The following is a 25,980-nucleotide window of genomic DNA, read 5'->3' on the forward strand; positions in this document are numbered from 1 at the left end:
GCCCTGTCTCATGTTCGTTCGGTCCCCGTCGGACCGGCCGGCGACGCCACCGCCAGGCCCGACCACTCGGGCCGGGCGGTGAGGATGTGCCCGACCGCCCGGTGTCAGGAACTCCTGGGCCCGGCTCCCGCGGCCAGGGTCGGGTGGTGGCGGGCAACGATGTCGGGGAAGGAGCGGATCAGCCCCTTCATGACGTTGTCGCCGTAGAGGGCGAACAACGGGTTGCCGGCGACGTCGATGACTCCGCCGGCGCCCTCGACATATGGGCTGGGCAGGGGCTGCATCGTGGCGTCCAGCCGAGGGTTGTAGAAGAAGGGAATGGAGTAGCGGTTGACGCCCGGGGCGGGCCGGACCACCCGGTGGAGGGTGGCACGCACGTAGCCCCTCGTCGCCACCTCCAGCAGCTCTCCCAGGTTGACCACGAACGCCCCCGGGATCACCGGCACATCGGCGAACTTGCCCTCCTCGACCGCGACCTGGAGGCCGCCGTTGTCGTCCTGGACGAGCAGGGTGAGCAGCCCGAGGTCGTTGTGAATGCCGGTCCCCTGGCCCTCGCCCGCGTCCTCGCTCGCCTGCGCGGGACCGGGGTAGTGCAGGAGTTTGAGGTGGATCTGCGGATCCGGATCGACCACATCGTCCAGGAACCCGGCGGGGGCATCGAGCGACTCGAGCATCAGCCGCAGCAGTTGACGTGATAGATCGGTCAGCCGGGCGATCCATGACTCGATGGCCGGGCGCAGCTCGGGCATCGCCTCGGGCCACTCGTTCGGGCCGATCAGGCACCGGTAGGCGGGATCGCCGGGCGCGGACGTCCTCGCGGGCTGCTCCGGCCCGATGTCCAGCTGCCGGCGCTGGTCGGGGATGCCCTTGGTGTGTTCGCGGCCGAGTTCGGAGTAGCCGCGGAACAGCGGCGAGTCGAGGATGTTCAGCGCGAGCCGGTCGGCCTCGGGCAGGGCGAAGAACCGGCGGGTGAGGTCGAGCATCTCGTCGGCGTCCTCGATGCCGTGGCCGACGAGCTGGAAGAAGCCGATCTCGTGCACGGCCCTGCGCAACCGGGTCAGGAACGCTGCCCGGTCCTCTTCCGAACCGGCGGCATCACGAATGTCGAGCACGGGGAAGGTGTCGGTCATGGCAGCTCCTTCGAATCGCTGGTCTGGTAGGTCGTCGGGTCGGACACGCCGGCGTCCCGGAACGCTTCCTGCCGCTCCCGGCAGGCGGCGCACCGTCCGCACTGCAGCGCGTCGCCGCGAAAGCAGCTCCAGGTATCGGTCCAGGGGACGCCGAGTTCCTCACCGAGCGACACCACGTCGCTCTTGCGCAGCCTGACCAGCGGCGCTGTCAGGGTCAGGTCAGGGTGCGCATATCCGCGGGTCGCGATCCGCTCCATGGCGAGGAAGGAATCGATGAACTCGGCATTGCTGTCGGGCGCGGCCTGCAGGTCGTCGACCACCCCGACGGCCACCGCTTCCGCCTTCTCGGCGACGGCGACCGCGAAGGCGACGGACAGCAGAAGGGCATTGCGGTTGGGTACGACGTTCGGGCTCCCGCCGGACGACCCACTCTTGTGATCCGGCACGTCGACGGTCGGGTCGGTGAGCGAGGAGCCGCTCAGGAGCTTGCCGACGGGGCTGAGATCGACGACGTTGTGCGGCACCCCGAGCGATCGAGCCGCCTTCGCGGCGAACTCGTGCTCGACGAGATGACGCTGGCCGTAGTTCACGGACAGCAGGTGGAGTGTGTGTCCTTGCGCCTGGAGGTGGTAGGCCATGGTGACCGAGTCCAGGCCGCCGGACACGATTGCGACAGTTTTCGGCATGCGTCGCCTTCCGGCAGACGGAAATGGATGGAGGATCAGTGCGTAAGGATCAGGGCAGCGGTGTGCTGTGCACCGAAACAGCGGCGGACGTGCGGGCGTCCGTCACGCCGCCGGCGTGGCCGGGACGAGCAGCCGGGTCGATCGGTGGCCCTTGCGGTAGGTCAGTTCGACTTCGGGCCGCGGACCGTCCAGCCTCGTGGTGACGGTTCGCTCCTCGCTCCACCCGACCAAGCGGTACTCGTGTCCGCCGAGGGCCACCAGCGGGAAGAGGTGGTCCTGGGGAGACCGAATGGCAAGGCCCGTGCCGGTGTCGACGATGCCGAAGATGACCTGCGGCTGCGGGCCGGTGAGCGACCCGAACTCCTCTATCTCCAGCAGGTGCGCCGGCGCGTCGAACGAACACCGCGCAGCTTCCCGCTCTCGGTCGGTCGTGGCCACGGCCGGACGGTTGTAGAGCACATCCGGGCCGTTGAAGTAGTCGGCCCAGTCAGCCGGGAACAACTGTGCGAGCTCCGGTGTGACGAGCACGTCCACGACGAGATGCACCCGATGCTCGGGACCGAGGTTCTGGATCTGGTGCTTGCGGCTGAAGTCGCCGAACCAGAACTCACCGGGCTGCCAGCGATAAATCCCTCCGTCAAGATCCAGCGAGGCTTCCTCGTGGGTGATGACCGGGATGTGCAGCCGGGCCATACCCCAGTCCGGGGAGAACTTGGGATCGCAATGGCGGTATCCGACGACGCCGGGTCCAAGATCCAGGAATCGGACTGCGTAGAGGGGTCCGGGAATCGAGCGCAGGACCTCCCGCACGTACGGCATATGGTCCAGCCACTCGGTGTCGGCGAACTCCGCACTGCCAGGGCCCCCTGGGTCGGTACGTGTCTTGTCACCAGCGGGGCTGCGCACCGGGAGGCAGCGCCAGTCCTGTTCGGCCCACCTGGACACTCGCCCGTTCTCGTGCGAGCTCTGCTCATCCCACAGATGGTCGCGCGCGGTCATGAGGTCGGCCAGCAGCCGGTCGGCGTCCAGCACGGGGAGCAGCCGAGCCGCTTCCGCAGGCGTCGAGGAATCATTTGCGTTCATCGTTGTCCTTTCATGCCGACCGGACCGGATTCGCATGTGTGCCGAAGAGAACGGCTTCTGTTCGCTGCTCTCCGCCCCGGATGCGGCCACGGCGTCGTGACCCGCCTGCGGAACGCCGGCGGCAGAGCTCCGAAGCCCGTCGCTCCGGCGATACTGGCGATACTGGTGGCCGACAGTGCTGCCAGATAGAAGCCGCTCCAAGCAGCTTTTCTGCGTCTGCGCTTGGATGGGCAGCGCGACCTCCAAGACACCCGGTGCGAGCAGTGTCGCGACCAGCGGCCCGGTGAGACCGCGACGGTCCCCGGGGCACCAGGCAGGGCCATGAGTTCGCGTTAGCCCTGCAGCGCTCCCGAGCCGTGCGATCCCGTCGCCGCACCACCTCGATCGCTCACTGCTTTCACTTTCGGGGTCGGATGGCTCGTCACACCCGGAGCAAGTCGAACAGCTCGCCCCGGAGCCCGGAGTCCGTGCTGAACTCCCCGCGATATGCGGTCGATGTCATCTGCGCGGCAGCCTTGATGCCGCGCATCGACATGCAAAGGTGCTCGCCCTTCGCTATGACCGCGACGTCCGGGGTGCCGCTCAGGGTGCTGATCTCGAGCGCGATCTGGTCCACGAGGCGCTCCTGGACCTGCAGCTTGTGCGCGTACTGGTGGGCGACCCTGGCAAACTTCGACAGGCCGAGCAGTTGCCCCGTCGGGCGGTACGCGATCGTCACGGAGCAGTTGAACGGCAGGAGGTGGTGCTCGCACAGCGACCAGACCTGAATGTCTGAGACGACTACGAGCTGGCTCGTGCCGATGGATTCGAAAAGCGTGCCCAGCGAACCCGGGTCGTAGTTGATGAACTCTCGCCACCAGCGAGCGAACCGCGCAGGTGTGTCGAGCAGTCCGTCGCGATTCGGGTCCTCGCCGATCTCCACCAACAGTTGGCGGGCGATCTCGACCAGTGGGTCCTCGGTCGCCCTCGACGCTGACGGGTCACCATCGAGGTCCAATTTCGTCACCGACATGCGGTCGCCTTTCGTCTGGGCTGCGGAGTTACTGACCTCACGGCCGGTACTCGGCCCAAGTCTTGGGAGTTTCTGAGATACGCACGCAGGTCAACTCGGGAAACTTCATCGACCATGTCTTGTAGACCCAGGCCGCCATATTCTCAGCCGTCGGATTTTCGTCCATCACATCGTTCAGATGCCGATGATCAAGATGACTGTCCAGCCAGACCTTGAATGCGGACAATTCCCCGTAGTCTCGAACGAAGCCCACGGGCAACAGATCCGTATCATCTGCTCCAAGCTCCAACTCGATCACATAGTTGTGCCCGTGCATTCGGGCACACTGGTGCTCAGGAGCAAGGCCGGCAAGCCGATGACTGGCCGAGAATTCAAATTTCTTCGTGATTCGAAATGCCATCGATCCGAATTCCCTTCTCCTTTGCGCGTGCCGTTGCTCACACGCCGCGTTTGTCGTCCCACACCAAGGTGTGCAGTCTGGTCGTCAGGTTCCAGCCGCGCTTTACCACCGCGTCGGCCAACTCGCTCATATGCTTTGTGACATCGTCGGCGGTACGCCCGATCGGCATGATCCATACCGAGGACAGGTCGAAGGTGGCAACCAGCTGGGCCACTTCGTCGAGATCGCGGGTGTTCTGGCAGACGAACTTGAACGTGCTTCCCGGCAGTGCCGAAAGACTGGTGAGTGCGGCAGGGACGATCCTGCGCTGCAGGGGGTCGCCCGAGTGCGACAGCTTCGGCGAGACGTTGAACCTGACGCCGGCGGCGATGAGTTCGGGGTGCGCGGCGTGCGTCCCGTTGGTCTCGATCTCGATCTCTTTACCGCGTCCGGTCAGTGCTGCCACTAGAGGAATCAGTCGCTCTTGCTGCCCCAGGGGCTCACCGCCGGAGATCACGATCAGCTCGGTGTCGAATCCGAGCAATTCTGCGACGACATCTTCGACCGGGCGGCGGTGCAGCTCCTTACGCGGATCGTGGGCGACCCCGCTCTCACCTGCTCCGGTCCAGTCCCACGTGTATGGCGTATCGCACCACGAGCACGACAGGTTGCACCCGCCGAGTCGCAGGAACGCGCACCTGCGTCCCAGGGACCGACCTTCGCCCTGGACGGTCGGACCGAAGATTTCGTTAACTACGAGATCCTGCTCCATGGCGCACCGATTCCTATGAGTGGGACGGCTCGACGGCCGCCGGCTTCTGCGCCTGCACGATGAACCAATGCCGACTGAGCCGGACGCCCTGATCGACGGACACCGCGGCGACATATCGATCGAATGCCTCCTTGTCCGCCGCCGGATCGTAGTTGTCGACGATCGGCACTTGGTGCAGAAAGGTGTCCAGATCGCCCGCCGAGTGGTAGAACTCCTCGAACCGGAACCCCTGGTTTCTTGTCACAACGAAACCCGCATCGGACAGTTCTTGAGCAATCCCGTCCGACAAGGGCCTGCCGTTCCAGCTGCCGAAGTCCTGGCCGCGACCGAACGTTTCCTTCAGCTCGCGGGCGTCCTGCTCCCCGATTCCCATGTACATCACGACCCCACCGGGGCGCAGCACCCGCTCGAACTCACGGGTGATCAGCGGACCGCGGCGGGAAGTGACCACATCGGCGTACCCATCGGGCAGCTCTGTGTGGGCGGCGTCGCGCAGCTCGAACGTGACGTGCGACAGCACTGCCTCCGCTCGATACCGCTCGGCGCATTCCAGCATCGACGGCGACAGATCTATCCCGGTTACGGCGCCGTACGCACGAGAGATGCGCAACAAACTGCGCCCGTCGGCGCAGCCGACATCCAGCAGTCGGGCGTGCGGCGCTCCCAGTGCAGTCGCCAGTTCATCGAAGACAGTGTCCGGGCGGCCGTCGGGGAATACGTCGGTGCTCCGCGCATCGCTGAAGTAGCCGCCGAACCGCTCGGCCACCCGGGAGTAGAACTCCGCGTCCATCGTCATCGGCCGTGCACCTTCCCCTGAGCCACGGTCAAGGAGAGCCCCTGGTGCGCACGCACCGGTTCCTTCCTCTTCCGTGGGCACTCCCTGACAAGGTCTACCGCTGCTGTCGCGGGGGACTTTGTGCTGCGCTGCAATGCGGTTTCCGGGACGCCGAACGCGGCGGGCGTCACCGCGTTCCGGGTCACTACGGTCATTGGACTACTCCTTGAGGGCCGTCCCCTGAAGGGGCGCCGAGGTCGGCAGTACCCAATCTCCGGTGTCGCCCTATCGGCCCGGCATCACGACGCACCCACGGCGGGACGGGGCCGGGATAAGGCGGTGATAGCGCGAGCATGCGGCCGCGATGGGTACCTGATGCACGCTGGTTTCAGCAACGCCCGGACGGATTGCGAAACGGGTTGCGAAGGGAGGAGAACTGAGATGGCCATCAAGAAGTCGCCGGCTGCCGCGGGGGCCGTCGTCGTGCTGGTCCTGCGCGCTGCAGGAAATCAGCACGGCGTGGAGCAGGGCCCGGTCGCCGTGTTGGCGGCCGGCGAAACACCCGCCGGCAACACGCCGTGGACGTGACGGACCAGCATGCCTCCTGGTATCAGCCGACCGGCATCATCGACCTGCCTAGGATGGCAACGATGTCGGCCCGTACGGCAGCGGCCCCGCTGTGGTCCAGGATCCGCTCCCGGATCCTGGCCGATCGCGAGTAGTACTGGACGGCCTGTTCCACGCGACGCAGGTGGGCGTTGACCCGGCCGAGGTCGTGCAGCACATACCCCTCTCCGACCAGGTCGCCGCTCGCCCCGACCATGGCGAGGACCTCAAGCAGGGTCCGTTCCGCCGCCTCGTACCGCTGCTGGTGCATCAGCATTTGGCCCAGCCGCCGCAGTGCGAGGGCTTGGCCGCGGTCGAAGCCGGCTGACCGGCAGATCCCGAGAGCCTCGTCGAGATACGAACGGGTTCGCGCGAAGTCCGCCCGCCGCATCGTGATGTGTGCCATCTCGCCAAGCACGTACGCCCGGCCAATCACGTCCTGCGCCCGCACGAAGTTGCGCTCGGCGCTCTCGTAGAGGGCCAGCGCCCGATCGTCGTCACCATGGTGCTGCTCGATGCGCGCCAGGTCACGCAGGCACAGCGCTTGGCCACTCGGCTCCCCAACCCGCTCGAAGATCTTTAAAGCGGTGCTGAGGTAAGGGCCTGCTGCCTCATGCTCGCCCCGGTACAGGTGCAGGGTCCCCAACGAGCCGAGTACCGCCGCCTGGCCCCGTTCGTTGCCGGCCTCCTGTACCGCGGTCAGCGCTACCTGATGTGTGCGCTCCCAGAGCTCGGGATAGCCACGGGCCTCGAAGAGCGTCACCAGAGTCGTGGCCAGCTCCCAGCACAACTCATCCAGCCCGGACCGGGCCGCCAACTCGACCGCGTTCAACAGGTTGGTCTGCTCGCTCTCCAGCCACCCAAGCGGGTCGCGGAGGCACCGCTGGACATGGTCCTCCGGCGGATGCCAGCGCTCGCCCCGGCCCGCCACGATGGTGTACGCACCGCCGTAGATCTCTTTGTGCGCCCTCTCCGCGAGCGCCAGCCAGCCACCGACCATACGCCGCACCGCTCCGACACGTTCTGCCTCGGGAATCTCCGCGGGCAGCCGTTCGTGCGCGAACATCCGCACGATCTGCGACAGTCCGCATCGGAACTCCCCGCCCTGGTCCATGGCGGTGATGTCGAGGAGCCGCCTGTCGATGAGCGGTTCCAGCAGGTCAGCGGGTTGCGGCGTGCGGTCGTCGAGAAGGGCGGCACCCAGCCAGCTCGGAATCACCGTCCCCTCGGCCAGGCTGAGCAGGCACAACAGGCGACGGTCGGCCGCCGCCAGGCCGTCGTAGCTGAGCGAAAGACTTGCCCGGATCGACAGCTCGCCGTATGCCAGCTCGTCCAACCGGCGGTGCTCGTTCTCAAGCCGGTGGCACATGGAGGTCAGTGACCAGTGCGGGCGCGCGGCCAGGCGCGCGCCGATGATACGCAGCGCGAGGGGCAGCCCGCTCACCAAGCGTATGAGGACCCGCGCTGCCTCCCGCTCGCTCTCCACACGGTGCTCGCCAATGATCCGCCCCAGGAGCTGGAGGGCCTGTTCCGGGCTCAGCGGCTCCAAGTCGAACCGGCGGGCGCCCGGCAACGCCGTGAGCTGGCCGCGGCTGGTGACCAGCACGCCGCTGCTGCCGGTTCCGGGCAGCAGGGGCATCACCTGCGACTCGCTCACCGCGTCGTCCAGCAACACCAGGATCCGGCGACCGGCCAGCAGACTGCGGTACATCTCCGCGCGCTCATCAAGCGCATCGGGTATGGCCTGGCCCGGTATGCCCAGCGCTCGGAGGAACCGCCCCAACGCCTGGGCGGGGCCCACCGGTTGTCCGCCCGGCCCCCGGAGGTCGCAGTAGAGCTGTCCGTCCGGGAAGTACTCGGTTGCGAGTCGGTGCGCCACGTGCCTGGCCAACGTGCTTTTGCCGACACCAGGCCGGCCAAGCACCAGGACCACGTTCAGTTGCCCCTTTTCCTGTTCCTGGGTGACGGCGTCGCAGACCGCTGAAACGATCGTGCCGTCGGCTACGAGGTCGCCGATGTCGGCGGGAAGTTGCCTTGGGGTGACGACCGGGTCGGGATCGGCACCACGCTCTTGCACCACCTCAGAGAGCGGCGTCGCCACGAGAGAACGTGGTTCGTCCGGTTCGGCCAGTGCCAGGTCGGCGTCGTCGGTCAGGATTGCTTGCGCCAGGTCGCGTAGTTCCCTTCCCGGGTCCAGGCCCAGTTCTTCGGTGAGCATCGCGCGGCCCTGGTGGTAGACATCCAGCGCCTCCGCCTGCCGGCCCGAACGGTACAACGCCACCATGAGGTGCCCCCGCAGCCGCTCACGCAGCGGATGGCCGGCGACAAGCTGCATCAGTTCGCCGACCAGATGCTCGTGACGGCCCAGCTCCAGCAACAGCCGCATGCAGGTCTCCACCGCTTCCAGGCGGCTCTCGTCCCACTGCGCTGCCGTACCGGCCAGGACTTCGCTGGGTACACCGGCCAGGCACCGCCCCCGCCACAGGCCTATCGCCGAGCGAAGCGTGTCCACCGCAGGCATCTTCAGACCGTCACGGGCCAGCGCATGCGCCTCTGTTACCAGACGACGGAAGGTGCCGACGTCGGTCGCATCCTCCGGCGCCCTCAGGATGTACCCGCGAGCGCGGGTCTCGATGGTGGCGTCAACTCCCCCGCCCGAAAGTGCCTTGCGGAGCCGGGAGATGCAGATCTGCACTTGGGCGCGTGCCGTCTTCGGCGGATGGTGAGCCCAGATGACATCCACCAGACGGGTCGTCTCCACCACCCGGTTCAGTTCGAGCACCAGCGCCCCGAGGACGATCTCCTGTCGCCCCGGTGCCACGGATACGGCCCCCAGCTCGCCGCTCACCTCAAGCGGCCCGAGCACCCGGAAAGGTGCTGCTGCTACGCCGCTACCGTCGTAACCTGACGAGACTGCCATGCATGACCTGCTTCTGTGGTATCAGCCAGGCGATGTGGTCCGGCTTGCGAAGTGGGAGGGAACTCATACCGACCTCGCTAAGTCGTAACCGTTGGCTGCGTCGCCAAGCACCTCCAAGAGCTCGGCTGTCGCCGACCGTCGCTGGACGAACATCACCAGCATCCGCGCGACGGCCCGGGAGACCTCGGGCCCGTGGTCCTCCTCGACCATGGCGAGCGCCAGGTCCATCCCCGCCGTGATTCCGGCGGAGGTCCACACCGACCCGTCGTGTACGAAGATCTGGTCCGGGGTGACCGTGACGTCCGGGTGCTCGTGGGCCAGCCGCTCGCAGGCCGCCCAGTGCGTCACCGCGCGCCGTCCGTCGAGCAGCCCGGCCCGCGCGAGCAGGAACGCGCCCGTACACACGGCGGCGACCCGCCGGGCCCGGCCGGCTGCCGCCCTGAGCCAGCCGACAAGCTCTTCATCGTCCACCGCCTCTCCCTCGCCCGGTCCACCGACGACCACCAGCGTGTCCAGCGGTCCCTCACACTGCTGGACACCGCTGCCGGCCACAACGTCGATCCCGTGACAGGCCCGCACCGCTCCGGCCCGGCCCGCGACGATCTCAACGGCATAGCCCTCGCTCTCGGGCACCCACCGCGCCGTCTGCGCGAACACCTCATGCGGTCCCGTCAGGTCCAGCACCTGAAACCGCGGAAAGACAAGGAAGACGACGCGCCGTTGTGTCACCTTTTCAACATGGCCCGCCGTGCCATCTGGCAGCCAGGACACAAACATGACGATCTCCGCCACAGGCTTGGTGCCAGGTTTCGCTTCCGGTGGGTACAGCTGCAGGCGGCGGGACGGGTGCGGCACTTGGGGGCAGGCGGGGAGGGGCTTGTCGTGGAGAGCGGCGCCGAGAGGACCAAGCAGTTCGGTGGCGGGAAGCACCTCTCCGGGAATCAGACTGGCCAACACCACAGAGATGAATCGGCGTTCGTCCTGGCGGCGCTCAATCCACGCCGTCACGAGGTACGACAGACTTAACCAGGACGTCGGCTGACGCCGTTTCACCACGCTGGCGTGCCCCGCCACGGGAATCCGAGTCGGCGGCACGGCGGTGCCGTCTGCCGTAACGGCGTGTGTCATCCGGATTGAGTTGAGCACCCTTTCCCCTGTCCGAGACCCCGCCACCTCTGTGGGATCAGAGGCGGGCGGAGTCTCTTCACCCTCATGTGACGCTCGTGACCAGCGCAATCGTGGAGCACCACGACACGGACCACGAGATCGGCCGGCCGGAACCACGACAGTGGGAACGTGACGGCGGAAGCGACATTCCGGTTCCGTCGCACAAGTGCGCGATCATGGTGCTTCTTCTCACGGGGTGGGTCACGCCACCGAAGTCCGGCGCACTCCGTCCTTGTGAGTGAGGACGCTCACGTCCACAGAAGGAGGCAGGGATGTCCCGACCGGCATGTGCACCACGGGAAGCAGCGCGGCTGCTGGCCACCGCGACCGAGCGCGCTCATGCGGGCACCGGTCGTCTGGTCCTGCTGCGCGGTGCCACCGGCACGGGCCGCACCACGGTCCTGGAGGCCGCCGCCGAGGACGCCGCCGCCCACGGTATGCAGGTGCTGCGCGCTCGCTGCTCCGCCGGCGACTCCGCGATCCCCTTCGCCGCAGTCCGTCAACTTTTCTGCCTCGTACCCGAGTTCGCCGATCCGGCATGGGACGGCGATGAACGGGCGACCGGCGCCGGGCTGCGACGGGTGCTGCGCTCGTACGCCGAGCAGTCGCCGCTGCTGATCACCGTGGACGATGTGCACCTGGCTGACCCGGCGTCCCACCGCTGGCTGGTGGAGACCGCCCGGCTCATGGACCGGCTGCCGATCGTCCTGGCGGCCACCGAGCGCAGCCAGTACGACGTCGACCCGCCCGCACAGGGCCTCACCCACAGCCTCTCCCCCGCCCTGGTCACCACCCACACTCTGGCCTCGTTGTCCGACAACACGGCGGGGAAAGTGATCCGTTCGGCCTTACCGGACGCCGACGACTCCTGGATCGAGGACTGCGTACGGGCCGGCGCGGGCAACCCCCTGCTGCTGCGCGCCCTGCTGGACGACCTCTCCGACGGCAGCCACCCGGTCGTGCCGCACACCTCGGCCGCGCTGTACCCGGGAGCTTTTCCGGCGGCCGTGCAGTGGTGGCTGGACTGCGCCGGGCCGGGTACCGCGGAGGTGGCGCGGACGCTGGCGATCCTGGACGAGGGCTGGGACGACGGACCCGCCCCCAGCGCGGGGTTCCCCGCCCTCCACATCCCCTCACTCCTCGCCGAACTCTCCGGCGCCGACCCGGCCCGGGTCGCGGGCTGGATCACCGCGATGACCGGCCTCGGACTGCTGCGCCCCGACGGCATGGGCCGCGCCCGCTACGCCCATCCGCTGCTGCGGGACGCGGTGCTCACCGGCGTGCCCGCGTCCCGGCGGCGGGCCGCGCACCGGACGACCGCCGAGGCGATGCTGTACCACGGTGTCTCCAGCGAGCTTGTCGCCCGTCAACTGCTGCTCACCGACGTGGTGGACGCGCCCTGGGCACTGCCGGTGCTTCAGGACGCCGCTTCACTGGCGTTGCGTGAGGGGCACATCGAGGACGCGGTGGCTTTCCTGCGCCGCGCTCTGGACGGACCCCTCTCCGATGAGTGCAGACAACGCCTGCTGACCGAACTGGGCTCACTGGAGTACGCGGTGCCCGGCCCCTCGGCCGCGATCCTCAGGCTCACCGAGGCGCTGCGGTTGCCGGGGCCGCCGCGGGAACGGGTGCGCGCCGCGGTCGCCCTGGGGACGGCGCTGACCGGCCGTGGCAGGACCCGCGCGGGGGTCGAGGTGCTGCGCTCGCTGTACGACGCACTCGCCTACCGTCCCGACCTGGTGCGCATCCTGCGGCAGGCGTTTTTGCAACTGTCCGACAAGGACCAGCTGGTGCGGCAGGAGGCGTACAAGCGGCTGGCCGAGGTGGCCGAGCGCTCGCCGGAGTCGATCAGCACGGCCGGTCACGCGTTCCTGGTGAAATACGCGGTCACGGCAGGTCTGAGCTCGGCGAGGGAGGCGATGCTGCGCCTGCGCGGTCTGCTGGCGGAACCGGCCGACCCGCTGTCCGAGCCGTACCTGCTGGGCACGGCCGCCGCGGTCGCTCAGTGGGCCGACGAACTCGACGAGGCCAAACGGCTGGTGGAGCGCGGTCTGGCCGGGCAGCGCCCCGATGTCCTGCACCCCATGCACGAGGCGCTGCTCAACACCCGTATGGACATCGTCGCGGCACGGGCCGACTACACGCGCCTCCTGGCCGACCCGCCGCCCGCCGCCGCGAGCCCGACCAACGCCCATGCCCACGCGCTGACGGCACTCGTGCAGACGGGCCGCGCCGCCGAGGCCGCACGCCTGGCCGAGGCTTTCGACTTGCGGACGGCGCCGGAGTCCTGGGAGCTGAACCGGTTCCTGTACGCGCGCGGGGAGCTGCGCGCCGCGAACGGTGACCTGGCGGGAGCCCTGCACGACTTCCTGGAGTGCGGGCGCCGCCAGTCGGCCCGGGAGGTGTTCAGCCCGGTCGTCACCCCGTGGCGCACGGCCGCCGCCGAGTGCCAGCTGGCCCTGGGCCTCCCACGGGAGGCGCTCGCCCTGGCCGAGGAGGAGCTGCGCCTGGCCCTGGTGTGGAACACGCCCCGCACGGTGGGCCGGGCACTGCGTGTCCTCGGCACCGCGACCGGCGGGCGCCGGGGTCTGGACCTGACTCAAAAGTCGGTACGGCTGCTGCGTGGCGGCCCGGCAGGACCGGAGCTCGTGGCGGCGCTGCTGGCCCTGGGCCGTCAGTTGACCGCGTCGGGCGAGTCGTCCCACGCCCGCGGCATCCTGCGGGAGGCGGCCGGGCTCGCCGAACGCCTGGGCGCGATACGGCTGCGGGACCTGGCAGAGGAGGCGCTGCGGGCGGGCGGCGCGCGCCGCCCGGCGACGCGGAGCGGTGCCGCCTCTCTCACCGACAGCGAGCGCCGTATCGCCGAACTGGCCGCGGAGGGACGCACCAACACGGAGATCGCGGACCTGCTGCATCTGGCCCGCCGTACCGTGGAGACCCATCTGACGCACAGCTACCGCAAGTTGGGCATCCAACGGCGTAGCGCCCTGAGCACGGCCCTGACCGGGGGCGGCGCGGCGTGCGGATCCCTGGTCAGCGGCCGGGACACGTAGGGCGAGTACGACACCAACAGAGGAAGACCATTCTCTGTTCCTGCAGCCCAAAGAAAACTGGCTTTTTCCAGAGCCTCAAGTCGGTTGCCTGGAGACACTGTTGCGCTCCAGGCAACCCGACACGGGAGTTACTCTCCGCAATTCACACGGTGCCTCACCCCACCACCATCCGACCTCCAAGTAAGTCCCTCCCGGCACAGGACGGCGAGGGCTCGGTGGCCCTTCGAGCGCAGGTTTCTGCGCGGCGGGCCAAGGCGGCGACACCGGCCCGTGCGTCCGCCCGGGCGGACGCAGGGGATTGCGGACTCGACCTGCTCCGCCACGACCATCCGCAGCCGTCGCGACGAGTGGATCCACCTGGGCATCGTCGCCAAGCTGAGGGTATGAAGCGCTCCGGCTTCCAGCGCCTCGCTCGCTGCTACGAACGCCGCGCGACCGTCCCCGACGCCTTCTTCGATCTCGCCGACACGAACGTCACGATCCGTCGTCTGATCCGCCGAGCCTGGACCACCCACCGCTGGGACACCCGTCCCCGACGCCGCCCATGACTGATCACCAGGGCACGGGCGTTCCGTCCCAGGAGAAGAAGCCACCGGTGGGGCCGTCATCCGGCAGCAGGGCCAGGCGGAGGGCGCCCTGCGCGGCCTCGGCCGGGTCGCCTCCGGCAGCGGCGGCCCGGGGGTTGAGACCGGTGGCCCGCAGGCCGGGGGCGAGCGCGTTGACCTTGAAGCCGTCCTCGGCCAGCGTCTGGGCGTAGAGGACGGTGAGGGCGTTGAGGGCGGCCTTGGACGACCGGTAGGCGGCGGCCCCGCCGCTTCCCGGAGTGAACTGGGGGTTGGGGGTGGTGCTCCAGGTCAGCGACGCGGTGCCACTGGAGATGTTGACGATGCGCGGGCGCGGGGACCGGCGCAGGGTGGGCAGGAAGGCATGGGTCACCGCCACCACCCCGAACACGTTGGTCTCGTACGTGCGCCGGTACTCCTCGACGCCGGTGTCGGCCGGCGGGGCGAGTGACGGTGCGATGCCGGCGTTGTTGACCAGCACGTCCAGACGGTCCACCTGAGCCGCGGCCTGGGCGATGCCACCGGGATCTGTCACGTCGAGGACCAGCAGGCGGGCCCCGGCGCCGCTCTCCTCGACGGCCCGCTGCCCGCGCCCGGGGTCTCGTGAGCCCACGTACACGGTGAGGCCCTCGGCGGCGAGAAGGCCGCGACCAGCAGAACCCGGTCCTCCAGCGGGAGGCTCCACGGGCGACCTTGCGGACTGGATCTGCACCCTCGCGGCGCAGCGCGGTCACGAGCTTGCCGAAGGAACGTGGGCTCAGCCCGGTGAACGGGGCTATCCAGGAAGGCTCCGACGCCGTGATCACATCAGCCACCGCAAGATCATCTCACCTGTGACCAGCAGTTACGGGACAGTCCTTAGCCAACGTGGCGTCTGTAGGCGCTGAAGGAGAGTGAGTAATCCTGTCCGTTCCGATAAAGAAGCTCCCGCCCAACGCCAAGGGGCAGGTCCGGTACCGGTTCGTGGTCGATGTAGGGATCGATCCCGCCACCGGGAAGCGCAAGCAGCTAACGCGTACGTTCGACACGATGAAGGAAGCGAGGGCTGAGTACGCACGCATCACTAGCCGTCGCCACGAAGGGACGTTCGTACCGCCTAATGAGATCACCGTAAATGAGTGGCTTGACGAGTGGCTAGCCATGCGGGCTGAAGACCTGGAAGAAACCACTATCTACAACTACCGGATCACCCTCGACCGCACACGGGGAAAGTTGGGCCATATCCGCCTTCAGGAACTCCGGGAAGAGGATATGGAAGAGTGGATGAACTGGGCTTAGAAACATGGGCGCCTACGTGGAGGTAAGGCTGGCACCCCGCTCGGCGTGACCAGCGTGGACATGAGCCTCGCCCGGCTGAAGGAGGCTCTTGGTCGGGCAGTGACGCGTCGGCTGGTGTCCGTGAACGCGGCCGAGCACGTGAGCATTCCGCGTAAGGCACGCAAGGAAGAGCGTAAGAACAAGCAGGAGGTGATGCCCTGGAACGTTCAGGAGGTGCAGACGTTCGTTCATGGGATCTTGGAAGAGCGGCTCTACGCTCCGCTTCTAACGTCTCTCATGGGCCTACGCCCGGCTGAGGTCTGCGGACTTCGGTGGACAGATGTCGACCTGGACGCCGCCAGTATCACCATCGCCAACACGCGCACGATGATGGGAAATCGGTACGTGGTGGAGAAGGACACCAAATCGATGGCCGGCGAACGGGCACTCCCGTTGCCCGCCCCGGTGCTGGCTGCCCTCACGTCGTTCAAGGCTCTCCAGGCCAAGGAGAAGCTGGCTCTGGGGGAGGCTTACGTAGCCTCCGGCTACGTCCTGGTGCACGAGACGGGCGTGGCGTTCACGATCAAGCAGCTCCGTCGACGCGCGTACCGGCTCATGGATCTCCTTGGTCTCCGTCGCGTTCGGGTATACGACGCTCGTGCGTCGTGCTTCACGTACCTGGCGAACAAGGGCGTGCCGGACCACATCCTTGCGCGGTGGGCTGGACACACGAACGCGAAGACCACCAAGCGGTGGTACGTCAAGCCGGACGTGGAAGATCTTCGCGAAGCCGCCACAGCATGGGATGGCTTGCACGGGGTTCCGAACCCGGCACGTGAGAAATTGTGAGATCTGAGAGCGTGAAGTGGGTGAGTGAGATATCGACACACCCTGCAAGGCCGCTTTGATGGGCCGGTAGACGCCCCGGTCCTGGTCACGAGCAAGGCACCCGCGTCCGTACCGGCGGATCATGGTGAGCTACGACGAGCCGGGCTACCCGGTCGTCCACACCATCTCCACAGCGAGGCCCTGACCTGCGCAAACCCTGCCTCGGGCGCGCCCGGCGGTCGCAATCCGGCGGCTCTTCCTGACCCAGGTGTCAGGATCTTGTCAGAGAGTCGGTAGCGTGGCCGGGTGAGTGAGAAGACCCTGCAGCACCGGATTGATGGTCCCGACGACGCCCCCGTACTCGTACTGGGCGCGGCGCTGGGTACCACATGGCACATGTGGGATCGGCAAATCCCCGAGCTGACCCGTCACTGGCGCGTCATCCGTTTCGACCTGCCCGGACACGGCGGCTCGCCCGCCCACGCGGCGGCCTCCATCGCCGAGCTGGCCGACCGGCTGGTCGCCACCCTCGATGCCCTGGGCGTGGACCGCTTCGGCTATGCCGGCTGCAACATCGGCGGCGCCATCGGCATCCAGCTGGCGCTCACCCGCCCGCATCAGGTCACCTCGCTCGCCCTGGTGTCCACCTCGCCGCGGTACGGCACCGCCGACGCCTGGCGCCAGCGCGGCGTGGTCATCCGCACGAACGGGCTGGAACCGATCGCCCGCACCGCGCCCGAGCACTGGTTCACCCAGGACTTCGCCGGCGCCCAGCCCGCGATCGTCGAATGGGCCGTCCAGATGGTGCGGACCACCGACCCCGGTTGCTACATCGCCGCCTGCGAGGCGCTGGCGTCCTTCGACGTTCGGTCCTCCCTCGGCCGGATCGGTGTCCCCACCCTCGCCGTCGTCGGCTCCGAGGACCAGGTCACCCCGACCACCGACGCCCGCACCCTCGTCGCCGGAATACCCGACGCGAGTCTGGCGCTGGTGCCCGGCACCTCTCACCTCGCGCCCGTCGAGCAGCCCTCGGCCGTCACCGAACTCCTCATCCGGCACTTCTCCACGGCCTGGCACGACAAGCCCGGCCCCGGCGGCCAGACCGCCATCGGCGCCGCGGCCCCCAAGCCGCAGATCGCGCCCCCGCCGCCCCCGATGGCGCCGCCCGCCGCCATAGAGTCCGGCCTCGCCCAGCCGGAACAGGCCCGCGGTGCCACATACGAAGCAGGCATCAAGGTCCGCCGTGAGGTCCTCGGCGACGCCCATGTCGACCGGGTCGAGGCCGCCGCCGACGATTTCACCGGCGACTTCCACGACTTCATCACCCGCTACGCCTGGGGCGAGACCTGGACCCGGCCGGGCCTGGACCGCTGTACCCGCAGTGTCATCACGCTCACCGCGCTGGTCGCCCGCGGCCACCACGACGAGCTGGCGCTGCACACCCGCGCGGCCCTGCGCAACGGCCTCACCCCCACGGAGATCAAGGAAGTGCTGCTGCACACCGCCGTCTACTGCGGTGTCCCGGCAGCCAACTCCGCCTTCGCGGTCGCCCAGCGGGTGATCCGGGAGGAGACGACGCCGGAGGGCTGAGGGCCCACAGGCCGGGTGGGAGGTGCCCGGGTGGGGCGTGCCCGGGACGGACGTGCCCGAGAGTGACGCGCTCGCGAGGGATGTGCCCATAGCCGAGGGGCGGGAGCGCACGCACCGCGGCCCGCCACGGCAAAATGGCCCCATGGAACTCACCAAGAAGACCCACGCCTGTGTCCGGCTGGAGAAGGACGGGCGGACGCTCGTCATCGACCCCGGTGTCTTCAGCGAGGAGGACGCGGCCGTCGGCGCGGACGCGATCCTGGTCACCCATGAGCACATGGACCACTTCCACGAGGACCGGCTGCGGGCGGGCATGGAGGACAACCCGGCGGCCGAGATCTGGACGCTGGCCAGCGTCGCCGACCAGCTCGCCGGAGCGTTCCCCGGCCGGGTGCACACGGTCGGCGACGGGGACACCTTCAGCGCCGCCGGCTTCGAGGTGGAGGTGCACGGCCAGTTGCACGCCGTCATCCACCCCGACATCCCGCGCGTCACCAACGTCGGCTACCTCATCGACGGCGGCACGGTCTTCCACCCGGGCGATGCCCTGACCGTTCCGGAGGGCCGTACGGTCGACACCCTGCTGCTGCCCGTCCACGCCCCCTGGAACAAGGTCGCCGAGATCATCGACTATGTACGCGAGGTCGCGCCGCAACGCGCCATCGACATCCACGACAGCCTGCTCCAGGACCACGCCCGCCCGATCTACGACTCCCTGATCGACAAGCTGGGCGGCGGGACCGATCACGGCCGTCTCGCCCCGGGCCACCGGACCGCTCTCGGCTGAGGGCCTGACTGTCAGTGCCGCGCGGTAGGTTTACCGGCATGCGCATCGCGACCTGGAACGTCAATTCGATCACCGCCCGCCTCCCGAGGCTGCTGGCCTGGCTGGAGAGCACCGGCACGGACGTGCTGTGCATCCAGGAGACCAAGTGCACCGCCGAACAGTTCCCGTACGACGCGCTGCGCGAGCTCGGCTATGAGGCCGCGGTCAACGCCGACGGCAGGTGGAACGGCGTGGCCCTGCTGTCCAAGGTGGGGCTCGACGACGTGGTCAAGGGCCTGCCCGGCGGCCCGGAGTACGACGGGGTGCAGGAGCCGCGGGCCGTCTCGGCGACCTGCGGCCCGGCCCGGGTGTGGTCGGTGTACGTCCCCAACGGCCGCGAGGTCGGTCATGCGCACTACACCTACAAGCTCGGCTGGTTCGAGGCGCTGAAGACGGCGGTCGCCGAGGACGCGGCGGGCTTCCGCCCGTTCGCGGTCCTCGGCGACTACAACGTCGCACCGACCGACGAGGACGTCTGGGACCCGGCCGTCTTCGAGGGCGCCACCCATGTCACGCCCGCCGAGCGCGCCGCCCTGACCGCCCTGCGCGAGACGGGCCTGTCGGACGTCGTGCCGCGTCCCCTCAAGTACGACCGGCCCTACACCTACTGGGACTACCGCCAGCTCGCCTTCCCCAAGAACCGCGGGATGCGCATCGACCTCGTCTACGGCAACGGGCCGTTCGCCGAGGCCGTCTCGGACGCCTATGTGGACCGCGAGGAGCGCAAGGGCAAGGGCGCCTCGGACCACGCCCCGGTCGTGGTGGACCTCGACGTCCAGTAAGACAAGACCCACCAGGGCGAATCCGTGGGGCCTGCCGCCCTCCGACTGCCGCCCGCCGCCCGCCGCCCTCCGACTGCCGACTGCCGCCCGCCGCCCGCCGGCCCGGGGGAACGGGCCCGCGGGACCGGCCCGGTACGGCATCAGCTCCGCCCCGGCACCAGTGCCCGGAGGTCCACCGCGTCGCCGAGCGCCGCAAGGCCCGCGTCGCCGGGGTGGAGGTGGTCGCCGCTGTCGTAGGCGGGCAGCAGCCGTGCGGGCCGCTGCGGATCGCGGAGTACGGCGTCGAAGTCCAGCGTCGCCTCGAAGGCGGTGCCGCCGTGGTCGCGTACGAAGGCGTTGACGGCCTGGCGGCGGGCCTCCACCCCAGGGGTGCAGTCGGGGTAGCCCTCACAGGGCGCGATGGTCGCCACCACCACCCGCAGCCCCCGCTCGTGCGCCCGCTCCGCGAGGGCCCGCAGACCGGCGATGACCTCGTCGGCCGAGGTCCCCCAGCGCAGATCGTTGATGCCCTCGAACACCACCACCGTCCGCGCCGAGGGCTGCGCCAGCACATCGCGCTCCAGCCGGTGCCGGGCGCTCACCCCGCCGGTGTCCGTGCTGACCCCCTCGCCCGGATAGCGGTCGGTGACGATGCGGTTCGCCGAGATGCCCTGGTTGAGCACGCCGTAACGGGGCAGCGCGTGCTGCGCCTGGAAACGGCGGGCCAGCACATCGGGCCAGCGCCGGTTGGTGCCGCTCGTCGACTTCACCCCGTCGGTGATCGAATCGCCCAGGGCCACGACCGAGCCGGGCCCGCCCGCGACATCGACGCCCGTCAGGAACGGCCAGAAGGCCATCGTCCCGGGGTAGGCCGCACCCCCGGTGTCCGCGGTGCGGTCCCCGCTGCCCGCGGCGCTCAGATACGACAACTGGGCCGCCTCCTGGTGTACCGGCGCCGCCGTCACCGTCCCCGGCAGATGGAGGCTCACCAGCAGATCGGTGCCGGCCGGGACGGTGAAGTCGACGGGATCGCTGAACGCCTCGGCCCCGGCCGGTATGCGGACGCGGGTGTGCCCCTTGCCGAAGGCCAGCGGCACCGGCGGGCGCTCCGCCGCCGCCCCCGCGCCCCGCACGGCGATGCTGGCCGCCCCGATGTCCACCGGCGCGGCGGCGAAGGTGTTGGCGATGCGTATGCGCGCCCGCGGCCCGCCCGCGCCACCGTGCACCACCAGCCGCAGCGTACGGTCGGTCCAGGGCCCGACCGCCCGGTAGCCCGCCGTGCTCGCCGCCCAACTCCCGGTCCTGTCACGCCCGGTGTCCCGTACGGACATCGCGAACACATGCAGCGCACCGGACGGCCCGGCTGCCTTCGGCAGCACCACCGAGCTCACCTCCCGCCCCGCTCGCAGCGCCACGGTCACCGCATACAGCCGCACCGCCCCGGGCAGCTGCCCACCCGGAGCATTGAGGTGCGGCAGCGTCACCGCCTTGCCGGCCGGCGGCCCCGACCGCCAGTCGGGCGCGGTGAGTTCATAGGTGCTGTGCGACCCGTCCCGGTAGCGCACGGTCCCGGTGCCCACGGCCGTCCCGCCCGTCCCGGCCACCAGGAACGTCAGCGCCTCGCCCCGGCCGCGTACCGCCACCGGCCGGCCGTTGGCGATGACGTTGTCCGGCATCCCGGGCGCGGTGCGCGGCAGCGTGAGCCGGGCCCCGTCGAGCGTCAGGACGCTCCCGGGCGACCAGCCGGCCGCCGCCAGGTCCTGAGCGGACAGCGAACGGCCCGCCCCGTCGAAATCGGCCGCGGCGGGCCGGGAGTTGTCACTGACCGCCCGATTGTCGAAGAGCCTGGCCAGGGGCAGCGGGCCGGGCGGCCCGTGCGCCGCGACGGCCGTCGCGGTGCCGGTGCCGGTGGCCGGCACTGCGGTCGCGGTGAGCAGCAGGATCAGGGCGGTGCCCCATCGTCGTACACGCATCGGTCCGTATCCCTCCGGTGGGCGCGGGCGAGCAGGTATGAGCTGCGTTCCAGGCCGGCCCCGCGAGGGGCGGGGGACTCCCGGGGGCCGGTCGGATCCGATCCGAGCGCCATGAAGGTAGGGAGGTGCAGGCGAAGCGTCAAGGTGACGAACGGGGTACGTGTGTGCCGCGCGCCTGTGGCCGCGACCACAGGGCGGGTGGGACCCTGCAGACCATGAACATGTCTTTCCTGGACAGGTGGCGCAAGCGGCAGCATGCACACCGGTCCGTGCCGCTCGCGGAGTCGGTGCGGGCCGATCCCGGCAGCGTCGTCGAGCTGCTGTCCGAGTGCGAGCTGCTGCGGGCCCAGGCCGCCACGGAGGGTGTGGAACTGGACGACTCCGCAAGGTCGTTGGAGGCGCTGGACCAGCTGCAGCCCGTCTGGCGGGACGACCCCGAGGTGCTGCCCTGGCTCGGCAACGACGCCGGTCTCTACCTCGGCACGGTAGTGGTCCGCACGGTACCCGGCGCCGTGTGGCACGTCTGGCCGGACGGGCAGCCGGTGGTCCGGCTGGAGTCCGGACGGGAGATCGACGTGGTGGCCATGGGACATGAGTGGGCCGATATCGGCGCGCCGGAGTTGTCGCAGGTCTACGCCGAGGTCTCGGAGAGCTGACCGCCGGCCTCGAAGCCGTGGCAACGGCCCGCACCGGCCCGCGCAAGGTTCATCCGTAACCCTGATTTATCCGCCCATCTCCGTGCATACGTGCGTGTCAGTGAAGAAGCGCCCTATTCCCCCCGGTAGGTTGCGGGCTCTCCGCTGTACGGATGAGAGTGGGCAGGTCTGCATATGGCCGGTGATGCGCTGATTGAGCTGCGCGGGGTCAACAAGCACTACGGAAAACTGCATGTCCTGCGGGACATCGACCTCACCGTCGGCCGCGGGGAGGTGGTCGTGGTCATCGGGCCCTCCGGGTCCGGGAAGTCCACCCTGTGCCGGGCCATCAACCGTCTGGAAACCGTGGAGTCCGGCACCATCACGCTGGACGGCCGACCGCTGCCCGAAGAGGGCCGCGCACTGGCCCAGTTGCGCGCCGAAGTCGGCATGGTCTTCCAGTCCTTCAACCTCTTCGCCCACAAGACCGTGCTGGACAATGTGATGCTGGCGCCGATAAAGGTCCGGAAGAAAAAGAAGGACGAGGCCGCGCGGCGCGCCCGTGAACTCCTGGACCGGGTGGGGCTCGCCTCCCAGGCCGAAAAGTATCCGGCGCAGCTCTCCGGCGGCCAGCAGCAGCGCGTCGCCATCGCCCGCGCACTCGCCATGGACCCCAAGGCGCTGCTCTTCGACGAACCGACCTCGGCCCTCGACCCGGAGATGATCAACGAGGTGCTGGAGGTCATGCGACAGCTCGCCCGGGACGGAATGACGATGGTCGTGGTCACCCATGAGATGGGCTTCGCCCGCTCCGCCGCCAACCGTGTGGTGTTCATGGACGAAGGCCGCATCGTCGAGGACCGCACCCCCGAGGACTTCTTCACCGCGCCGCGCAGCGAACGGGCGAAGGACTTCCTCTCCAAGATTCTCAAGCACTGAACGGGGGCGCCGTGATGCCGCACTGCCACTCCTCGCCCCTGCGCCGCGCCCTCGTGGCCGTCGTGCTCGCCGTGCTCGCGCTGGCCCTCGCCGGCTGCGGCCGGGAAGGGAGCCCGCCGGTCAAGGGCCCCAAGGGCAGCGAACTGCCCCGGTACCCGGTCGCCAAGAACTTCTCGCTGCCCGGCTCCCCGACCTGGGTGCGGGCCAAGCGCCGTGGCCACCTCGTCATCGGCGTCAAGGAGGACCAGCCCTACCTCGGCGAGAAGGACCCGGCCACCGGCCAGTACACCGGCTTCGACATCGAGATCGCCAAGATGATGTCCGCCGCCCTCGGCTTCCCGCCGCACACCATCGAGTTCAAGACGATCGCCTCCGCCAACCGCGAGACGGCTCTGCAGAACGGCCAGATCGACCTCTACGTCGGCACCTACACCATCAACGACAAGCGCAAGAAGCTGGTGGGCTTCGCCGGCCCGTACTACATGGCCGGCCAGTCGCTGCTGGTGCGCACCGACGAGAACGACATCAAGGGGCCGCAGGACCTGGCCGGCAAACGGGTCTGCTCGGCGGCCGGCTCGACCCCGTACCAGCGCATCCAGACCGAGTACCCCAGGGCCGTACTGGTCGCCTACGACACCTACTCGGTGTGCGTCGACAACCTGCTCACCTACCAGGTCGCCGCGGTCACCACCGACGATGCGATCCTGCTGGGCTACGCCGCCAAGGCGCCCGACGAGCTGAAGGTGGTCGGCAAGCCGTTCTCCGAGGAGCCGTACGGCATCGGCGTGCCCCGCGGTGACAACGCGCTGCGGTTCGCACTCGACGACGCCCTCGCCGCGAACGAGAAGAACGGCAACTGGAAGAAGGCGTACGACGCGACCCTCGGCCTGTCCGGAGTGCCCGCCCCCAAGCCGCCCCCGATCGACCGCTACCCGGCGACCTGAGCCGCCAAGGACTGACCGATGAACGTTCTCCTCGACAACCTCTCCCTCTACGGGAAGGGCCTGCTGGGCACCGTCGAACTCACCGTCTTCGCCTCGCTGCTCGCACTCGTCCTCGGTTTCCTGATGGCCGCGTTCCGGGTGGCGCCGGTCGGCTCGCTGCGGGCCTTCGGCACGGCATGGGTGACGGTGCTGCGCAATACGCCGCTGACGCTGCTGTTCTTCGCGGTGGTGCTGGGCCTGCCACGCTTCGGCCTCGTGCTGCCCTTCAACCTCTTCGCCATCCTCGCGCTGGGCTGCTACACCTCCGCCTTCATCTGCGAGGCGGTGCGCTCGGGCATCAACACCGTGCCGGCCGGGCAGGGCGAGGCGGCCCGCAGCCTGGGCATGACCTTCCCGCAGACGCTGGGCGGGATCGTCCTCCCGCAGGCCTTCCGGTCCGTCATCCCGCCCATCGGCTCCACCCTGATCGCGCTCGCCAAGAACTCCGCGATCGCCGGCGCCTTCAGCGTCACCGAACTGCTGGGGGTCTACAAGCCGCTCAGCGAGATGGGTTACGGCATCATCTGGACCTTCGTCTGGATCGCCGTCGGCTATCTGCTCGTGACCTTGACCATCAGCGCGCTCTTCAACGTGCTGGAGAAGCGCTTCGGAGTCGCCCGATGACCACCGTCCTCTACGACGTCCCGGGCCCGCGGACCAGGCAGCGGCACCGGCTCTACGGCCTGCTCTCCACGGTGGCGATCCTCGCCCTCATCGGCTGGATCATCTACCTCCTCTTCACCACCGGCCAGTTCACCGCGGCGAAGTGGACTCCCTTCACCTACAAGGGAATTCAGGAGCTCCTGCTGCGGGGCCTGGGCAACACCCTGAAGGCCTTCGCCCTCGCGGCGGTGCTGTCGCTGGCGCTGGGCGGGGTGCTGGCGACCGGGCGGCTCTCCGAGCACCGGATCGTGCGCTGGGTGTGCACGCTGCTGGTGGAGTTCTTCCGCGCCATGCCCGTACTGGTCATGATCTTCTTCATCTATGTGGCGCTGAAGGCGGAGCCGCTGATCGCCCTGGTCGCCGGACTGACGCTCTACAACGGCTCGGTGCTCGCCGAGGTCTTCCGTACCGGCGTCCACTCCGTCGATCGCGGCCAGCGGGAGGCCGCTTACGCACTGGGCATGCACAAGACGCAGGTCATGACGCATGTCCTGGTGCCGCAGGCGGTCCGGGCGATGCTCCCCGCGATCATCAGCCAGCTGGTGGTCGCCCTGAAGGACACCTCGCTCGGCTACCTCATCACCTACGAGGAGTTCCTGCACGCGGGCAAGCTGATCGCCTCCAACCTCGACTACGACCTGCCGTTCATCCCCGTCGTCATGATCATCTCGCCGATCTACATCGGGATGTGCATGCTGCTGTCCTGGCTGGCCAACTGGGTCTCCCGGCGTCAGCGGCGCAATCCCAAGGTGGAGGCCGTCGAGGTGGCCGCCCCGGAACCGGGCACCTTGCTGCCGGGGAGCCATCAACCGCCGGGGTGAGCCGCCGGGGTGAGCCGCGGGGTGACAACCGGGCACCGCCTCCGGCTCAGCGGACGCTGCGCGCGAGCCAGGGGCTGAGCCCGCCGTGGACGATCGGCTCCCGGTAGGTCTCATCGCCGGGCAGCGGCACGACCAGCCACTGGCCCGGCGGAAAGAACCGCGTCTTGACGTAGGCAAGACCGCCGTACACCGACCGCAGGAACGCCGGCACCGCGTCCCGTGGGACATCGGCGAACTCCACCCCGTCCACGGTGATCCTCGCATCGTCCTCGGGGAAGATCTGGACCGTGACCGCGGGCGATCCGCCCAGTTCCACAAAGGCCTCGTGCGGCAGCGAGCCGTCCGCGTCCAGGACGGTGAACAGCCCGGCCGAGGTACGGCGGGAGGTCCGGTCCGCGCCGATGTCGTCCGTGACGGTCAGGTCGAGGTGGTACTCGGCCGCGATCGCACGGAGGGCGGTGACGGCGGACTCGGTGGTGGGCAGGTGCGGGTGCGGGTGCGGGGGGTCGTTCCTCATCCCTGTGATCATTCCGTAGGGGCACGCGCCGTACGCAGGGG

At 69.0% G+C, this 25,980-nt stretch carries 23 protein-coding genes and 4 pseudogenes; 14 read left to right on the forward strand and 13 right to left on the reverse strand.

Annotated elements, in window-relative coordinates; genetic code table 11:
* Nucleotides 1–104: 104 nt before the first annotated feature.
* The 7 genes from ACF088_RS39415 to ACF088_RS39445 form a co-directional block, all read right to left on the reverse strand.
* Entirely contained in the window at nucleotides 105–1,130 is a 1,026-nt protein-coding gene (locus ACF088_RS39415; protein ID WP_392380804.1) for an isopenicillin N synthase family dioxygenase, read from the reverse strand.
* Nucleotides 1,127–1,816: a 7-cyano-7-deazaguanine synthase QueC gene (gene queC / locus ACF088_RS39420; protein WP_392380805.1), complete on the reverse strand. Its 690-nt coding sequence runs from the start codon at nucleotides 1,814–1,816 to the stop codon at nucleotides 1,127–1,129. The genes ACF088_RS39415 and queC overlap by 4 nt, the downstream gene beginning before the upstream one ends.
* Before the next feature lie 102 nt (nucleotides 1,817–1,918).
* Complete coding sequence (locus tag ACF088_RS39425) at nucleotides 1,919–2,899, reverse strand: aspartyl/asparaginyl beta-hydroxylase domain-containing protein (protein ID WP_392380806.1); 981 nt, start codon at nucleotides 2,897–2,899, stop codon at nucleotides 1,919–1,921.
* Nucleotides 2,900–3,320: 421 nt separating this feature from the next.
* Nucleotides 3,321–3,911 (reverse strand): GTP cyclohydrolase I, encoded by a 591-nt coding sequence (gene folE / locus ACF088_RS39430; RefSeq protein WP_392380807.1) that lies wholly within the window; start codon nucleotides 3,909–3,911, stop codon nucleotides 3,321–3,323.
* A gap of 37 nt (nucleotides 3,912–3,948) precedes the next feature.
* On the reverse strand, nucleotides 3,949–4,311 hold the full coding sequence (locus tag ACF088_RS39435; RefSeq protein WP_392380808.1) for a 6-pyruvoyl tetrahydropterin synthase family protein: 363 nt from the start codon (nucleotides 4,309–4,311) through the stop codon (nucleotides 3,949–3,951).
* A gap of 37 nt (nucleotides 4,312–4,348) precedes the next feature.
* Nucleotides 4,349–5,062 carry a 7-carboxy-7-deazaguanine synthase QueE gene (locus ACF088_RS39440; RefSeq protein ID WP_392380809.1) on the reverse strand — a complete coding sequence of 238 codons (714 nt, stop codon included), beginning with the start codon at nucleotides 5,060–5,062 and terminating at the stop codon, nucleotides 4,349–4,351.
* A 13-nt stretch (nucleotides 5,063–5,075) separates the two neighbouring features.
* Nucleotides 5,076–5,858, reverse strand: coding sequence for a class I SAM-dependent methyltransferase (locus tag ACF088_RS39445; RefSeq protein ID WP_392380810.1), 783 nt, complete (start codon nucleotides 5,856–5,858; stop codon nucleotides 5,076–5,078).
* A gap of 420 nt (nucleotides 5,859–6,278) precedes the next feature.
* Between ACF088_RS39445 and ACF088_RS39450 the strand changes: the two genes are divergently transcribed.
* On the forward strand, nucleotides 6,279–6,425 hold the full coding sequence (locus ACF088_RS39450; RefSeq protein WP_392380811.1) for a hypothetical protein: 147 nt from the start codon (nucleotides 6,279–6,281) through the stop codon (nucleotides 6,423–6,425).
* A gap of 22 nt (nucleotides 6,426–6,447) precedes the next feature.
* Here ACF088_RS39450 and ACF088_RS39455 read toward each other — a convergent pair whose 3' ends face one another.
* Together ACF088_RS39455 and ACF088_RS39460 are read right to left on the reverse strand one after the other, a co-directional pair.
* Nucleotides 6,448–9,363, reverse strand: a complete 2,916-nt coding sequence (locus tag ACF088_RS39455) for a BTAD domain-containing putative transcriptional regulator (RefSeq protein ID WP_392380812.1) — start codon at nucleotides 9,361–9,363, stop codon at nucleotides 6,448–6,450.
* Nucleotides 9,364–9,426: 63 nt separating this feature from the next.
* The gene (locus ACF088_RS39460; protein ID WP_392380813.1) at nucleotides 9,427–10,509 is read right to left on the reverse strand and encodes a DJ-1/PfpI family protein; all 1,083 of its coding nucleotides are present in this window, start codon (nucleotides 10,507–10,509) and stop codon (nucleotides 9,427–9,429) included.
* Nucleotides 10,510–10,802: 293 nt separating this feature from the next.
* Here ACF088_RS39460 and ACF088_RS39465 point away from each other — a divergent pair, with 293 nt between their 5' ends.
* The 3 genes and pseudogenes from ACF088_RS39465 to ACF088_RS39475 form a co-directional block, all read left to right on the forward strand.
* Nucleotides 10,803–13,583, forward strand: a complete 2,781-nt coding sequence (locus ACF088_RS39465) for an AAA family ATPase (RefSeq protein ID WP_392380814.1) — start codon at nucleotides 10,803–10,805, stop codon at nucleotides 13,581–13,583.
* Between the two features lie 297 nt (nucleotides 13,584–13,880).
* Nucleotides 13,881–13,961 (forward strand): annotated as a pseudogene (locus ACF088_RS39470) (IS5/IS1182 family transposase); the annotation flags it as partial.
* An 11-nt stretch (nucleotides 13,962–13,972) separates the two neighbouring features.
* Nucleotides 13,973–14,131, forward strand: a pseudogene (locus ACF088_RS39475) (IS5/IS1182 family transposase); the annotation flags it as partial.
* A gap of 4 nt (nucleotides 14,132–14,135) precedes the next feature.
* On the opposite strand, the pseudogene ACF088_RS39480 reads toward ACF088_RS39475, so the two are convergent.
* A pseudogene (locus ACF088_RS39480) lies at nucleotides 14,136–14,789 on the reverse strand (SDR family NAD(P)-dependent oxidoreductase); the annotation flags it as partial.
* Nucleotides 14,786–14,961, reverse strand: a pseudogene (locus ACF088_RS39485) (IS5/IS1182 family transposase); the annotation flags it as partial. The pseudogenes ACF088_RS39485 and ACF088_RS39480, both read right to left, overlap by 4 nt.
* Nucleotides 14,962–15,109: 148 nt before the next feature.
* Here ACF088_RS39485 and ACF088_RS39490 point away from each other — a divergent pair.
* The 5 genes from ACF088_RS39490 to ACF088_RS39510 all read left to right on the forward strand — a co-directional run bounded on the left by ACF088_RS39490 (nucleotide 15,110) and on the right by ACF088_RS39510 (nucleotide 19,429).
* Nucleotides 15,110–15,424, forward strand: a complete 315-nt coding sequence (locus tag ACF088_RS39490) for an Arm DNA-binding domain-containing protein (protein WP_392380815.1) — start codon at nucleotides 15,110–15,112, stop codon at nucleotides 15,422–15,424.
* Nucleotides 15,425–15,469: 45 nt separating this feature from the next.
* On the forward strand, nucleotides 15,470–16,252 hold the full coding sequence (locus ACF088_RS39495) for a site-specific integrase (protein WP_392380816.1): 783 nt from the start codon (nucleotides 15,470–15,472) through the stop codon (nucleotides 16,250–16,252).
* A gap of 285 nt (nucleotides 16,253–16,537) precedes the next feature.
* Nucleotides 16,538–17,821 (forward strand): 4-carboxymuconolactone decarboxylase, encoded by a 1,284-nt coding sequence (pcaC, locus tag ACF088_RS39500; protein ID WP_392380817.1) that lies wholly within the window; start codon nucleotides 16,538–16,540, stop codon nucleotides 17,819–17,821.
* A gap of 142 nt (nucleotides 17,822–17,963) precedes the next feature.
* On the forward strand, nucleotides 17,964–18,608 hold the full coding sequence (locus ACF088_RS39505) for an MBL fold metallo-hydrolase (RefSeq protein ID WP_392380818.1): 645 nt from the start codon (nucleotides 17,964–17,966) through the stop codon (nucleotides 18,606–18,608).
* 38 nt (nucleotides 18,609–18,646) lie between these two features.
* Entirely contained in the window at nucleotides 18,647–19,429 is a 783-nt protein-coding gene (locus ACF088_RS39510; protein ID WP_392380819.1) for an exodeoxyribonuclease III, read from the forward strand.
* A gap of 140 nt (nucleotides 19,430–19,569) precedes the next feature.
* Here ACF088_RS39510 and ACF088_RS39515 read toward each other — a convergent pair whose 3' ends face one another.
* Nucleotides 19,570–21,381 (reverse strand): SGNH/GDSL hydrolase family protein, encoded by a 1,812-nt coding sequence (locus tag ACF088_RS39515; RefSeq protein WP_392380820.1) that lies wholly within the window; start codon nucleotides 21,379–21,381, stop codon nucleotides 19,570–19,572.
* A 215-nt stretch (nucleotides 21,382–21,596) separates the two neighbouring features.
* Between ACF088_RS39515 and ACF088_RS39520 the strand changes: the two genes are divergently transcribed.
* From ACF088_RS39520 to ACF088_RS39540, 5 genes are all read left to right on the forward strand, one after another.
* Complete coding sequence (locus ACF088_RS39520) at nucleotides 21,597–22,037, forward strand: DUF6278 family protein (RefSeq protein ID WP_392380821.1); 441 nt, start codon at nucleotides 21,597–21,599, stop codon at nucleotides 22,035–22,037.
* Nucleotides 22,038–22,211: 174 nt separating this feature from the next.
* Nucleotides 22,212–22,955 (forward strand): amino acid ABC transporter ATP-binding protein, encoded by a 744-nt coding sequence (locus tag ACF088_RS39525; protein WP_392380822.1) that lies wholly within the window; start codon nucleotides 22,212–22,214, stop codon nucleotides 22,953–22,955.
* Nucleotides 22,956–22,969: 14 nt separating this feature from the next.
* On the forward strand, nucleotides 22,970–23,899 hold the full coding sequence (locus ACF088_RS39530; RefSeq protein ID WP_392380823.1) for a glutamate ABC transporter substrate-binding protein: 930 nt from the start codon (nucleotides 22,970–22,972) through the stop codon (nucleotides 23,897–23,899).
* An 18-nt stretch (nucleotides 23,900–23,917) separates the two neighbouring features.
* Nucleotides 23,918–24,562: an amino acid ABC transporter permease gene (locus ACF088_RS39535; RefSeq protein ID WP_392380824.1), complete on the forward strand. Its 645-nt coding sequence runs from the start codon at nucleotides 23,918–23,920 to the stop codon at nucleotides 24,560–24,562.
* Nucleotides 24,559–25,422, forward strand: coding sequence for an amino acid ABC transporter permease (locus ACF088_RS39540; protein ID WP_392380825.1), 864 nt, complete (start codon nucleotides 24,559–24,561; stop codon nucleotides 25,420–25,422). Before ACF088_RS39535 ends, ACF088_RS39540 begins: the two co-directional genes overlap by 4 nt.
* Before the next feature lie 46 nt (nucleotides 25,423–25,468).
* On the opposite strand, the gene ACF088_RS39545 is transcribed toward ACF088_RS39540, so the two are convergent.
* Nucleotides 25,469–25,939 carry a hypothetical protein gene (locus tag ACF088_RS39545; protein WP_392380826.1) on the reverse strand — a complete coding sequence of 157 codons (471 nt, stop codon included), beginning with the start codon at nucleotides 25,937–25,939 and terminating at the stop codon, nucleotides 25,469–25,471.
* Between the last annotated feature and the right edge of the window lie 41 nt (nucleotides 25,940–25,980).

It is taken from the genome of Streptomyces sp. NPDC015125 (genome assembly GCF_043080045.1).
Classification (GTDB): domain Bacteria; phylum Actinomycetota; class Actinomycetes; order Streptomycetales; family Streptomycetaceae; genus Streptomyces.